Origin of the sequence: Nitrobacter sp., from assembly GCF_051535215.1 — a bacterium.
Taxonomy (GTDB): Bacteria; Pseudomonadota; Alphaproteobacteria; order Rhizobiales; family Xanthobacteraceae; genus Nitrobacter.
This window is the reverse complement of the sequence record NZ_JBPPLY010000001.1, coordinates 386,113-399,706: the sequence shown is the minus strand read 5'-3', so window position 1 is coordinate 399,706 and position 13,594 is coordinate 386,113. Positions and strand designations below refer to the sequence as shown.

Here is a 13,594-nt window from a genome sequence, read left to right as displayed (position 1 = left end):
CAGACATGATCTCTAGACACAAGAATCTAAGGCTCAAGCTGTCGTTAACGGACCAGATTCGACAATGCTCAAGATCGATGACCATCGCGCGCCGGCAAGTCATCGACGCGGAGCTGTAATGCCTCTAAAGGCTAAGCTCGATGGCCGCGAAATAGTTTCTATCCTCTGCTCGGACGGGGACTGGTCAGAGGCACAGCGTGCGTCAAAGGGGACAGAAAATCGGCTCCGTATGTCCTGCTGCGATGCCCCAGCTTATGCCAGCCACAGTCCGCTCGATCTGCGCTATTTTGCCCACAAGTCCGGCTACGATCGCTGCTCGGCCGGTGGCGAATCTGACGAACATGAGTCCTTGAAGGCCGCCGCGGCAAGAGCAGTTCAATCTCTGGCAGAATGGCAGGCAGAGGTTGAGGTCTCAGGGGACGGCTGGCGCGCCGACGTTCTAGCCATACGCGGCAGCATCAAGATCGCAATCGAAGTCCAGCTTTCGGCGCAGGCAAAACGACGGACTGGGGCACGTAACGACAGGTTCGAAGCCTCGGAGGTTTCCGCATTCTGGCTGAAAGGTCCGAGAAATCACTTCAACGATTTTGGCGACGGCCTACAAGCTCCCGTCCTCGGAACCTCGATCCGAGAACAGATGGCAAGTGTCGGGGCGGCAGTCAGGGACCTGCTCGGCGCCGTTGAGCGCCAAGTGGGGATGGCAAACGAACTTGCTCGACTCATCCGCACCATTCCTGGATGGAAGTACGAAATCGATCTACAGGGAACCATCCCGGCTTGCTTCGAACTGCAACACGAGGGCAAGCGACAACAGATTTTGCTCGGCGAGTTAGGCCCGTCGCTTTTACCGACGATTTTCCGTCCTGTTGACGGAAAACAGATCGGCGCAGATCAATTTGCCGGCGCCATCCTACAGTTGCGCGTCAATGCTCCGCATCTTCGCGGCTACCAAGCGTCGAGTTTCCAGCTCGCATCCGACGACCTTTCCAGCTCGCTCGCGCGTCAGCTCCGTCCCATCCTCGAAGGTAGCAAGACCTGGCAAGGCAAGGAACACACCGAGGTCGTGCCAGGAGCCTTCGTACATTACGCGGAAGAATGTCCAGACTGCAAAGCTCATTTTCTCAGGATCACCCATCTCCTCATCGGACATCCTCGCCGACCGCGCACACTTCCCGTCAAAGTCGTGCGCGACGATTGGCGTTGGTACGAACCGATCCTTTCGGCAGCCGAAGCACTATCGAGGAAGGTCGGGCTTCCCTTGGGACCATTGGGCGACGGCGGTGAAAGTGTATACTTCCAACCAAAGCGAGTCGGCCAGAAGTGCCCCGCGTGCGGAAAGCAAGCCCCTGATCCCTTGGTCTCTGACGACGAGGTGCTCCGTGCGTGGCCTGGTCGTGACGAGCACTTCCGCTATCGCTTGCCCCTGCCCGGCAAAGGATGGGGTGCATCGACTCGATGGGTAACGAAGCCAGCCCCTGACGCCGCCGCTTGGGACGCTCTGCTGGACTCGAAACGTACCGAACGTCAAAAAGAACGTGACGAAGAGCGCCGACGCGAAGAGTTAGCCGAAGCGGAGCGCAAACGCCGACACGAAGAACTACAGCGACAAGCAGAAGAGCGACATCAACAACGTATTGCAGACGACTTAGCTCGCAAGGCGGCCGACGAGCAACGAGCCATAGAGGCGCGACGCCAAGCTGAAGAAGATCGTCAAATGCGCATAGTAGCTCAACAGGAGGAGAGGAAGAGCAAGCTGCGCACGGCCGCGGAAACAGCGATCAGAGATAACGAGCGTCGCAATCTCTGGCTGACAACCGGCAACTCTCATCTACGATCTCTGGGTGATGCCGTTGCCCCACGACCAATCGAGGTCGCCGCCCAGAGCAAGGAAGGGTTAGAGAGAGCGCTGCAATTACTTCGATCAACTAAATTCTGAGTGCCTGTCAGCACACAAACTCGGCATCTGGGTATTGGTCACATATAAGAAATACTACTGAAGCTCAGCAACAAAACTAATTTTTCAGCAATCACGGCGGCGGCCAAGGGAGCTAGACTCTGTTCGAAAACCGATCATAGGCGGTGACACGAACTGTTCGAACGTCTACTTCATATTGGTATATTTCTCGCGCAAGGTAAGAGATTTCCGCTTCTTTCTCAGCGTCGGAAACATCGACATACCAAGATCTTGGCTTTCCGTTTTCTTCGCCATTCCAACGATATCCCCTCGCTTTTAGGAGGTCTTTGAATTCAAATGGTGAGTTCTCAGCCCAGATCCGCCAAGTTGGCAACCGCGCGCGCTCAAGCAGCTTTGCCAAGGCTGGCGCTCGTGCACGAGGCAACTCGCGCGCAAGCAACTCGATGGCGGCCAAGCAGTCATTCGCAGCTCGATGCCTGTCGTAAAAAAAGCCTAGAGCCATCGCGAGATAGGAGAGCTTCGCGCCCTCGAACCCTTCGGCTGCCCAGTCGATCTCCGACATGGAACACGCCCATGGCTTGGTTGAAAACACAGAGCTGAAGCGCTCCAGAAAGCGCCGATCGAACGCCGCATTGTGGGCTATGACTACAGCCGCCGGCGCAGCAAACATCGTGACTTCCGAGGGGTCAATCGACTTTCCCGCAACCATTGCATCCGTAATCCCCGTCAACACAGTGATTTCGGACGAAATCGGTTTGCTCGGCTCACGGAGACGGTCGAAAGGCTCCAGGACCTCTACAACCGTGCCATCAAGCGCGTATCGGAACGGCACCATCGCGAGTTCAATGATCTCATCCCGATCCGGATCGAGACCTGTCGTCTCAACATCGACCATAAGGCCCGTGCGTGTCTCAGCAACATCGAATCCTTCAACCGTGGGGCGAGGTCGAAGACGCCTAAGAACTCGATAGTCCGAGCTGGCTTCGAGCGCCGCAGCGAAAGCTTCCAAATCTGAGGCGTTGGTCATTAGTCGAAGACGTCTCCCGCACCTGCCTGCTGAATAGGCGCCACGCCAATAAGCACCTGAGCCGCGCGCCCTTGTTCGTGGAACCAAAGATCGCGGATTCTAGCGTCATCGCTTGCAGGAAGTGGATCAGCGTCGCGGACCTTGAATGTTGTCGGAAGATTGACAGAGGTCCCGAAAACCAAAGCATGCTGCTTTGGCAATGAGGGAAGTCGCTTTAGAACGGCATCTGAGATAAACGGTGTCATCTGCCGAATATGTGAGAGGTCATCTGGATTTTGGATTCGGTGGATCACGAAGTTTGAGCACTGCGAAAGAACCGTCTTCGATAACTCGCTCGGTCGCTGAGATGCGACCAAGAGGAAAAGGCCGTACTTTCGGCCCTCTTTCGCAATGCGCTCGAAGACGCGGCTCGCATCGATCGCATAGCGCGATGGGGTGGATGCAACGTAGCGATGCGCCTCTTCGAGAAGCAGATGGACAGGAAAGCGATTGCGTGGATCGGCTTGGCGAAGAAGACGAAACGACATCCGTGCCAGAACGGAAGCCACGAGTTCTACGACTTCATCTTCGACCGAGTTCATGTCGATGATGATGAGCTGATTTCGCTTTACCCAGTTTGCGCCATTTTGCGCCAAACCCAAAAGTTGCGACAGAAAGGCGCCCATGGATGGATCATGACCACCACCCTGTAGATCGTGTCGCAGGAAAGCATATTCCGCCCGCTCTTCGAGCGATTTGAATCGGGTGATCATCTGGGAGCAGTAGTCGCGTATCTGCCGGTTTCCATGCGCTTCCTCATAGAGGATCGCGAGGTCCAGGGCTTCGCCAAGGGCAGAAAATTCAAATGGAAGAGACTTATAGGTAGGCATCTTCAGGCCATCGATAATGAACCCTCCTCCCTGTGCTCCACCAAGAAGGTAGTTTGTCAGCCCTTGGGGATTGGCCATCTGGCCGAAATTAATCCTGATGAACTGTGCAATCGTTGGATTATTAATTTGCTGAGTATTGAAGCGCTGAAGGAGGCCCACCATACGATCGTGTTTCGACGGACTCCCAGAGTCGTCACGCAGGATCTGACTGAGGCAGGTCGCTAAGATATGATTCTTGATACCATTGAGTTCCTGTGCGTTCCCTCCCGAAAACAGCGTCGATAGACCCAACGCCATACGCAGGATTGGCACCTGAGTGCGTTCGCTCGCCTGAAGGAGCAACTCCCATTCCGACTGTTCAAGAAACCAGTGGGGTAGCCGGAAACGGCCTTCGGCAGCGGTTCCATCGAGAACGACGTGGGAAACGCCGATTCCGTTGCCGTTCGCCAAGGGCGTCAACGCCCGAGCATACTCTCCATTGACGTCGAATATCACGAATGTCGCACCACGGGCATGATGCTCGTCGGGTTTATCGAACAGCGACTGAATCACGGATGCAACCGTGCAGGACTTCCCGCTGCCGGTATTTCCGAGGACCGCAGTATGACCTCCGAAGAAGTCATCAATTCGAACCTTCACATCGTAGCCGTCGAAAATAACGGACCGACCAATTGTCAACGCGCGGAATCGAGTTGCCTCCGGCGGGATAGGCGGGTGTCCTCCCCTCTTCGGAGCTGGCTCGCTTGGAACGTCCGTCTCAAACACGCGATCGAGTTCGGCGTCCAGAGCATAGAGCGCATCGGCGTAGAGCGACGGGAATATAGACACACCGAACCGAAATTTCTCGTCTAGTTTTTGGGGAAGCATCCCCACAGGTACGACATCCAGAAATTTCGCCGATGACGCCTTGTCCATATCGCCATCGCGTCGATCTGAACTGCCGACATCTCGCTCGCGAAGCCCGACGACCTCTGCGACGACATACTCCGTCTGCGCTGGGATCATTAAAAAGGAGCCGAGGCGAGCCACGTAGTGGACGTCATCGAATCCGACGACCGTGAAGTTGTCGGTCCCAGCGTGCATCTCGACGACAAATTTATCGGCCGCAACGGAGACGACCTTGCCGATAGCCCGCTTTCGGTCGTCACGGCTCATTCTTGTTCCTCCTTCTTCTGAGAAGGAGCCATCGCATCTAGAACCTTGCGGACAGCCTCATCAATGCGTTCACTCGGTCGCTGAGGCATGAACTGCTCGATAATCGTATCGAAGTAATGCGCCTTGCGTCCCGCTTCCGGGCCTTCACCCCCTATGATCCAAATCCGGGGATCGTTGAGAGCTTTCAATTTGGCGATATCGCCATCGAGATTGGGGTCTACAAAGATAACCAGTCGGAACGTGGGTATCGTCAGCGCCTGATAGATGATGTTGTTGATATGCTCATCGCCGAATGCGTACCCCATCGTAAACAGAACGCTCTGTTCCCGGACGACCCGCGACTGGAATTCACGGAAAAGGTCGGCATAAGGCGATCCGAGGCTGGCATTCTGCTTCCCTGGCGTTGGATAAATCATGACCTTTCCGGGCACTTCGGAAGCCGCTGTTTCTCTAATCGGGAAGAGACCGTGATCGTCCTCCGTCCAACTTATCGAACCATGGATCTTGCAGAGATAGACGAACCCATCGACTGCCGACCATTTTCGGCTTGTCAGATCGAGCTGCTCGGCTAACGCGTACCGAAAAGTCGCGGGATTGAAGCGGCGTTCGACAACACCGGAAAACCCGTTTGCATATGGCAGGCCAAGCCTATCCATAGCCGTCTCGTTGAAAAGATCATAATTGGTCGTGAACACCCAGGGCCGCGGCAGAGAACGGTCACGCAGAACGAGTTTCCGATAAAAAGTTTCATACAGATTCAGAACACCGCGATCACCGACGGCAAAGGCCCCTTTGGTGCATTTTTCCCACAGAAAAGCCTGAACCTTTTTTATGACCGACACCACGGCAATCAGTTGCTTTTTCGATACTTCAAGCGCGCTTCGCTCCAGCGCAAACCGCAGGCTGTGAAGCAGTTCCATCAGGCGTTCGAGATTACGAGCATATTCCTTCGCGCTGATATCAATGCCGAGTTGCTCGACGAACACCTTACGCTCCGCAATCGTGGGAAAGTCCGCAACATCCTCTTTGCGCGTTTTCGTGAATTCTGCGGCAAGCGGTGCCATGGTTGGAATACCAACCTCGGCATTGTTTACACGTAGCGACGAGCACCCCGCTCCGAGTAGGAAAGCGACATTTTTCGCGTTCAACGACTCCGCCAGAGCCTTACGAACAATATCGGCGCCTTCGACCCAATCATATTCGCGACTATCGGCGTCGCTCCCTCGAATGAAACGGAATGTCTGCTTTGGCTCTTCCGCTCCTCCTGGTTTGTCCAAATTTCCCTCCTGATCGTCCGGCTCAGGCTCATCATGTTCAAGGCCGAATTCAAAATCTTCAAGGACTCCATGCCCTCCCACATTCGTCTCATGACGGTTCTCAGCCCCTATGGGATATTCCCACAGCGACCATCTAAGCTCCCCCAACGCGGGATGCTCTAATATCGCTTCATAGTGGATTTCCGGCCCCATCTGGCGTTCATCGCCGCCCACCGCATCCCAATCCAGTTCGTCACTCTCGATCTCATAGATCTCGCCAGTCGCCATGTGCCTGATGCGAGCTGCCCCCCTGCAATAAATGTTCACTATCCCCTCCAACGAGTCGCTTGCTAAACTATAGCCAAAACTCAGAAATTTGGACTTCATTCAGAGAACCGAGCCATAATTGCTCGGCTAGGTGGCTGTACATCCAGAATGCGCAGGCGGACGTCGAAAGGGGAATGGCTCCCGAACCATGATCGCCCTTCCTGCCGGTTCTTTCCGCATCGGAAAGCGCAACTAAATGCTCCGTGTCCTCACCGACTGGATCGAGCGCCGGCGACGGATGCGCCAACGCTGGCAGCAGGACGCCCGCGTCCTGATTACGCACCACGAACGCCAAGCCTATTATGAAGCGCAGCGCCTGGCCGCCCGTACTCTCGCAAACGGGGTGAAGATCCCGAAGCTGGGGCTAGGCACCTGGTGCATTCCCGACGCCGATACCGGACGTGTCGTGCGCGAAGCCATCGAGATCGGCTATCGCCACATTGATACCGCCCAGGCGTATGAGAACGAGCACGGCGTGGGCGCGGGGCTTCGCGCGAGCGGCGTATCCCGCGACCAGATTTTCGTGACCACGAAGCTGGCAGCCGAGTGCAAGACCTTCGCTGCGGCAAGCGCCCGCATCGACAAGTCGCTCCGGGCGCTCGGGCTAGATCATATCGACCTGTTGCTGATTCACAGCCCGCAGCCCTGGGCAGAGTTTCGGGAAGGCGAGCATTTCTTCGAAGGCAATCTCGAAGCATGGCGCGCGCTCGAAGAAGCCTACGCCGCCGGCAAGGTCCGCGCGATCGGCGTCTCGAATTTCGAGGCCGCGGACCTCGACAATTTGCTCGACAACGGCAACGTCGCGCCGATGGTCAATCAGGTCCTGGCCCATGTCGGCAACACCCCGTTCGACCTGATCGACTATTCGCGATCGAAGGGGCTGTTGGTCGAAGCCTACTCCCCTGTCGCCCATGGCGCCGCGCTCAGGAACGCCAAGCTCGGCGCGCTGGCGCAGCGCTATGGGGTCAGCATCGCGCAGTTCTGCATCCGCTATTGCCTCCAGCTCGGCCTGCTCCCGCTACCCAAGACGGCCAATGCGGCGCACATGCGCGACAATGCCGCCATCGGCTTCGTCATCTCCGATGCCGATATGGACACCCTCAAGGGTTGGGAGAACAGCACCGACTACGGAGAGGCCGGTGCCTTCCCGGTGTTCGGCAAGAAGCGGCAGATCGCCGCCGCCGGTCGGGAGGGCTGACCTCATGAACCCGGTCTATGTTTTCAAGGATCAGGTCGCGCTGGTCACCGGCGCGGCCAAGGGCATGGGGCTCGCGACCGCGCGCGCCTTCGCCGAGAATGGCGCATCCGTGGTGCTGGCCGACATCGATGGCGATCTCGCCGCGCAGGAAGCGAAGCGGATCGTCGCCGCGGGCGGCGCCGCGATCGGCACGGCCTGCGACGTCGCCGATGAAACGCAGGTGGCGGCTATGATCGACCTGGCGGTCGCCGAATATGGCCGGCTCGACATGGCGTTCAACAATGCCGGCATCCAGGTGCCCCCGTCCGACGCGGCGGACGAGCCGCTGGCGAATTTCGAGCGCGTCACCGCCGTCAACCAGCGCGGCGTGTGGGCCTGCATGAAGCATGAACTCAGAGTGATGCGATCGCAGGGCTCGGGGGCGATCGTCAATTGCTCGTCGCTCGGGGGCTTGGTCGGATTGCCCGGACGCGCCGCCTATCACGGGACCAAACATGCCGTGATCGGGATGACCAAAAGCGCGGGCGTCGAATATGCGCCGCGCGGCATCCGCATCAATGCGATCTGTCCCGGCACGATCGACACGCCGATGGTGCAGGCGATGCTGGAGGGTCAATCGGATGCGATGGCCGAGATCATGAAGCAGCAGCCGATCGGTCGCCTCGGACGTTCCGAGGAAATCGCCGCGGCCGTGCTCTGGCTGTGCAGCCCGGCGGCCAGTTTCGTGATCGGCGCCGCGCTGCCGGTCGATGGCGGTTTCACCGCGCACTGATGGCGTTTGCGCCACTCTTCACGCGCCGATCCGCGATCTCGATGACCGTGGCGGCCGTCATGCCATGGCCCCTAACCGTAGGAGTAAAGACGATGCCTACTAAACCGACCAACGCGCGCAAGTCCTTTGGCGACATCGCGCCACACCTTGCCGAGATCACCGACAAGGTGCTGTTTGGCGACGTCTGGGAAAACCCCTCGCTGAAGCCGCGTGACCGCAGCCTGGTGACGATCACCTGCCTGATCGCGATGTACCGGATCAACGAGATGCCGTTTCACATCAAGAAGGCGCTCGAGAATGGCGTGACCAAGGAAGAGATTATCGAGGCTGTCACGCAGATCGCATTCTACGCCGGATGGCCACCCGCGATGACGGCGCTGCCTATCCTCAAGAAGGTGTTTGAGGAAGCTGGCCTCTGAATACCGACCACGTCGTCCCGGTTAGAGTGAGAGTGCAGGCCGGGTTTGCCGTGACGGGTTGAGGGCTGGAGAACAGGTCTCCGGCGCCTGTCGCGGAGAACCGCGATGTCCAGACATGATCGCACCCCACGCGCCGGCGCGAACCGGGCGAACCTTTACGACGAAATCACCGCCAAGGTCATCGCCGAGCTGGAGGCCGGCCGCTTCCCCTGGGTTCAGCCATGGGGCTCGTCCACGGCAAAAGCCCCGCTCGGCCTCCCGAAGAATGCCGCGACTTGTCGCACCTACAGCGGTATCAACATTCTGATCCTCTGGGGCGCCGTCATCGAGCACGGCTTTCCCGGCCAGGGCTGGCTCACCTTCCGCCAAGCCCTTTCTCTTGGCGGCAATGTCCGCAAGGGCGAGCGCGGCACCACTGTCGTCTATGCCGATCGCTTCGTGCCCGAGGGCGAGAAGCAGCGCGCTCGCGAAACCGGCGAGGAAGCGCAATCGATCCCCTTCCTGAAGCGCTTCACCGTCTTCAACGCGGCGCAATGCGAGGGCCTGCCCGACGAAATCGCCGTCGCTGCGCCGCCGACGCCGCAAGGCTTGATCGAGCCGAAGGTCGAAGCGCTCATCAAAGCAACGGGCATCGACTTCCGCATCGGCGGCAACCGCGCCTTCTATATCCCGGCGCACGACTATGTGCAGGTTCCTCCGCCGCAAGCCTATTTCGAACCGATCAACTGGCATCGCACGGCACTGCATGAGATCGGGCACGCCAGCGGCCATCACAGCCGGCTGAATCGCGATCTCTCCGGCTCCTTCGGCACGAGGAAATATGCCTTCGAGGAATTGGTTGCCGAGATGTCGAGCGCTTTCGCCTGCGCCTCGCTCGGCACCGTGCCGACGGTGCGCCACGCGGATTACATTGGCTCCTGGCTCGAAACCCTGCGCGAGGATTCCCGCGCCGTCGTCCGCGCCGCCAGCCAGGCCAGCAAGGCGGCCGACTGGATCTTGTCCTTCCTGCCGGAAGACAATTCCGTTGCGGTCGCTGCCGAATCCTCGATGGACAGGAACGCGGCATGATCCTCCTCTCCACCGATACGCAATGATCGCACGGCGCCAACCTAACGCGCGCGTTCCGCGGCTTAGAGGAAGAGAGGGGATGGGTTTTCGCTGACGGGTTGATAGGTCGAGAGAGAGGCTCCCGGCTGCCCGTCACGGAGTAACCCACCATGGCAAAAGCTGCCAAGAAAAAACGCGCACCCGCAATCATCGTCTTCTCGCGAGCACGCGACATTCCGTTCAACCACATCAGGTTGTCGGAGGCCAACGTTCGCCAAACCGGCGTCGAGGCCGGCGTGGACCACCTCGCCCGTGACATCGACCGCCGCGAGGATCTCATACAGGGCCTCAATGTTCGCGTGGTTCTTGATGCCGACGGCAATGAGACTGGCGATTTCGAGACTCCGGCTGGCGGACGCCGCTACAGGTCGATCGCACGCCTGGTCGAAGCCGGTCGCTTCCCCGCCGATGGCCTTGTCCCCTGCATCGTCAAGAAGGCCGACGCCAAGACCTCGGCGACCGACGACTCGCTGGCAGAAAACACATTCCGGCTCGCGCTGCATCCGCTCGATCAGTTCAAGGCGTTCCAGCGCATGGTCGACGGCGGGATGAGCACCGAGGAAGTCGCCAGCGCCTACTTCACCAGCCAGCGTTATGTCGATCAGCGCCTCGCGCTCGCCAAGGTCTCGCCAAAGCTGCACGACGTGTATGCCCAGGATGCCATGACCTTGGCGATGCTGGAGGCGTTCACCGCGCATCCGGATCATGCCCGTCAGGAGCAAGTATGGGAGGCTGTCAAGCAGTCTTACTATCGCGAGCCCTCGCGTATCCGGAGCATGCTGACCGAAACCACCGTTGCCGCATCCGACAAACGCGCGCTGTTCGTCGGTATCGATGCCTATATGGCGGCAGGTGGCCAGGTGCTTCCGCGCTACCTCTTCGATGATGACGAGAACGGCTGGCTGGAAGATGTGGCGCTTCTCGATCGCCTTGTCGCCGAGAAACTGAAGGTCACCGCCGACGAGGTCGCGGCCGAAGGCTGGAAGTGGGTCAACGCCGACCTCGAACTTCCCTATGGCCATGATCACGGGTTGCGCGCAATCACCGGCACCTTCGCGCCACTGACCAAGAAGGAGCAGCGGCAGCGCGAGAAGTTGCGCGAGGAGCAGGAGCGTCTCGAGACTGAATATGCCGAGTACGACGAGTTGCCGGACGACATCGACCACCGGCTCGGCGAGATCGAGAAGCAGCTCGACGTCTTCGAACGCCGTCCTGCTATCTATAACTCCGCCGAGATCGCCATCGCCGGTGCCTTCGTCACTGTCGACGAGGACGGCGCCCTTGTCGTCGATCGCGGCTGGGTCCGTCCCGAGGACGAACAGCCCGAGACCGTCGACGGCAATGCCCCACAGGATGACGACGTCGCCGACGACACGCTCGCGCCGGATGGCAAGCGCACCGTCGTCACCATCGACGGACAGCCGGCCGAGCCCGAAGAGGAAGAAGAGATCATCAAGCCTCTTCCCGAGCGGTTGGTTGCCGAACTGACGGCGCATCGCACCGTCGCGCTGAGCGATGCTGTCGGCTCTCATCCGCACATCGCCATGACGGCGCTGCTGCACCGGCTGGTCCGTGACACCTTCAAGCGCTCCACGAGCGGTTCGGCTGTCCAGGTGTCGATGCGTGAGGTGTATTTCCGTGAGCAGGGAATTGACCTCAAGGACAGCGCCTACGCGAAATCGGTCAGCGAACGGCATGCGGGCTGGAAAGCCGATCTGCCGGCCGACGATGACGCGCTGTGGGACTGGCTCGATGTGCTCGACGATGCCAGCCGCATGGCGCTTCTCGCCCATTGCGTTTCCTTCGGGATCAACGCGCTCTATGAGCGTCCAAATCCGATGAGCGCGACCGGGATTTCCGAGCACGGCCTGCGGACCCGCATGGCGGAAGCCGACCGCCTTGCTCGCGTCACCGGCCTCGACATGTCGGATGCCGGTTTCCGGCCGACCGTCGCGAACTACCTCGGCCGCGTCACCAAGCCCCGCATCCTCGAAGCGGTCCATGAGGCGCTTGGTGAGGAGAAGGTGCGCCTGATCGACCACCTGAAGAAGGACGATATGGCGCGTGAGGCCGAACGTCTCTTGGCCGACACCGGCTGGCTGCCGGAGCCGTTGCGCCTCATCGCCGAGGCGCCGGCTGTTGAAACCTCGGCGGGGCAAGATGGCGGCGACGTCGCACTGCCGGAGTTCCTCGCCGGCGGCGACGAGGAAGCTGCAACCGACGCTATCGACGATCCGACGGTTCTCGCCGCCGCCGAGTGACGCGCACCAGCGGGGCGGCTCCCGGTCGCCCCGCTTTTCTTCCCTTCCATCCCAAGGCCCGGCATCCCGCCGGGCCATTTTCATTTCAGGAGGCTGACGTCATGTCCGCACACAATATCTACGATATCGCGCCCATCGGCGCCCTGATCCGCTACACGGATCACAAGCCGAAGCCGCCAGCGCGTTTCACCAAGAAGCTCGCGGCCTGGCAAAGCGGCAACGGTGTCGGTCGGCTCGTGCGCAAACAGCCGCCGCGCGATCGCGCCACCTATATCGCGCCGGCCTCGATCACCCTGCACGAGGGCAATTTCGAATCCGGCTCGGTGATCCTCGTCACCGTCATGCGCACCCATTCGGTCGACAGCGATCTCAGCTTCGAGATAGCCGAACGTCCGAAGATCGGCATGGTCCGTGTGTTGAACCGGATCGGCGACGATGAAGAGTTGCTGTATCTCGCCGACAACCGCGAAGCTGCCGAACTATGGCTGGCCAAGGCCGGTTATCACCATGCTCGCCTTAAGGAGATCACGGCCGACGAGGTCGGCGCCGATGTCGTCGAGGGCCGCGCCGCCGCCTGACCACCGCATTTCCCCACCCACCTGGCCCGCTGTCCCTTCGACAGCGGGCCATTTTGTTTCAGGAGAACCCATGGCTATTCCCGATCCCGTTCGCACGAATTTCAACACCATGCTGCGCGCTGCTGATGACGGCAACCTAGCACTCCTGGAGTGCCTCGACGTCGTGACGCGCGAGCCGCGCTACGTCCTGTGCGCTGTCGAACGCGACGGAGACGATTACGTGTTCGCGCCGTTCGGCCATCTCGTTGCGGATTGCAATCCCTACGACGCTTACCTGCCGCCAGATCCCGACAATCCGGCCAGCTTCATCGAGAAGTCCGAAGACAGCGGTGCAGCATGATGACCATCGATGAAATTTTCGCTGATGATCGCCGCAATCCTCCCTCGGAGCGCTCGCTTCCGTGGGAAGAGATGCGCGGCGGCGGCGGCGGCGTCGTCGAGCCGAAACCGCATTGGGCGTCCGACATGGCCGTCTTCCGGCTGACCGACCGGAGCTGGTGTTCCTACGCCGACTGGATCGAGAACGGCCCTGCCGCGCGGTTCATCGATCATCCTGAAACGCGCGGTGACCACCTGATGATGAAGGCGCGGGCCATGATCGCACGCGAGATCGCAAACGAGCTTTGGTCGAACTGAGAGGGAGAGGGTTGTCGGGTCGGGATGGGCCCGAACAGAAGAAGAGAGAGCGCTATCCAGACTCGTCCTCTTCC

General features: G+C 59.6%; 12 protein-coding genes. 9 read left to right on the top strand and 3 right to left on the bottom strand.

Translation table 11 applies throughout. From position 1 onward, the window contains the following. Positions 1-64 precede the first annotated feature (64 nt). Complete coding sequence (locus ACS3WB_RS01870; protein ID WP_438273859.1) at positions 65-1,936, top strand: competence protein CoiA family protein; 1,872 nt, start codon at positions 65-67, stop codon at positions 1,934-1,936. A 112-nt stretch (positions 1,937-2,048) separates the two neighbouring features. Here the strand turns inward: ACS3WB_RS01870 and ACS3WB_RS01865 are convergent, their stop codons facing one another. The 3 genes from ACS3WB_RS01865 to ACS3WB_RS01855 are packed head-to-tail and all read right to left on the bottom strand — an operon-like array spanning position 2,049 to position 6,510. Continuing rightward, the gene (locus ACS3WB_RS01865) at positions 2,049-2,942 is read right to left on the bottom strand and encodes a 3'-5' exonuclease (RefSeq protein ID WP_438273858.1); all 894 of its coding nucleotides are present in this window, start codon (positions 2,940-2,942) and stop codon (positions 2,049-2,051) included. Next, a complete protein-coding gene (locus ACS3WB_RS01860; RefSeq protein ID WP_438273857.1) occupies positions 2,942-4,966 on the bottom strand; it encodes an ATP-binding protein in 2,025 nt (674 codons plus the stop codon). Before ACS3WB_RS01860 ends, ACS3WB_RS01865 begins: the two co-directional genes overlap by 1 nt. After that, positions 4,963-6,510, bottom strand: coding sequence for an SIR2 family protein (locus ACS3WB_RS01855; RefSeq protein ID WP_245258106.1), 1,548 nt, complete (start codon positions 6,508-6,510; stop codon positions 4,963-4,965). Before ACS3WB_RS01855 ends, ACS3WB_RS01860 begins: the two co-directional genes overlap by 4 nt. Before the next feature lie 235 nt (positions 6,511-6,745). Between ACS3WB_RS01855 and ACS3WB_RS01850 the strand changes: the two genes are divergently transcribed. From ACS3WB_RS01850 to ACS3WB_RS01815, 8 genes are all read left to right on the top strand, one after another. Further along, on the top strand, positions 6,746-7,747 hold the full coding sequence (locus ACS3WB_RS01850) for an aldo/keto reductase (protein ID WP_438273856.1): 1,002 nt from the start codon (positions 6,746-6,748) through the stop codon (positions 7,745-7,747). Between the two features lie 4 nt (positions 7,748-7,751). Continuing rightward, complete coding sequence (locus ACS3WB_RS01845) at positions 7,752-8,519, top strand: SDR family oxidoreductase (protein WP_438273855.1); 768 nt, start codon at positions 7,752-7,754, stop codon at positions 8,517-8,519. 92 nt (positions 8,520-8,611) lie between these two features. Continuing rightward, entirely contained in the window at positions 8,612-8,938 is a 327-nt protein-coding gene (locus ACS3WB_RS01840; RefSeq protein ID WP_438273854.1) for a carboxymuconolactone decarboxylase family protein, read from the top strand. Positions 8,939-9,043: 105 nt separating this feature from the next. Beyond that, positions 9,044-10,006, top strand: coding sequence for an ArdC family protein (locus tag ACS3WB_RS01835; protein ID WP_009337836.1), 963 nt, complete (start codon positions 9,044-9,046; stop codon positions 10,004-10,006). Between the two features lie 149 nt (positions 10,007-10,155). After that, positions 10,156-12,306 (top strand): ParB/RepB/Spo0J family partition protein, encoded by a 2,151-nt coding sequence (locus tag ACS3WB_RS01830; RefSeq protein ID WP_438273853.1) that lies wholly within the window; start codon positions 10,156-10,158, stop codon positions 12,304-12,306. A 101-nt stretch (positions 12,307-12,407) separates the two neighbouring features. Then, positions 12,408-12,884: a hypothetical protein gene (locus ACS3WB_RS01825; protein WP_009337838.1), complete on the top strand. Its 477-nt coding sequence runs from the start codon at positions 12,408-12,410 to the stop codon at positions 12,882-12,884. 70 nt (positions 12,885-12,954) lie between these two features. Further along, positions 12,955-13,224, top strand: a complete 270-nt coding sequence (locus tag ACS3WB_RS01820; protein ID WP_009337840.1) for a DUF6117 family protein — start codon at positions 12,955-12,957, stop codon at positions 13,222-13,224. Next, on the top strand, positions 13,224-13,520 hold the full coding sequence (locus ACS3WB_RS01815) for a hypothetical protein (protein WP_438273852.1): 297 nt from the start codon (positions 13,224-13,226) through the stop codon (positions 13,518-13,520). Before ACS3WB_RS01820 ends, ACS3WB_RS01815 begins: the two co-directional genes overlap by 1 nt. Positions 13,521-13,594: the final 74 nt, after the last annotated feature.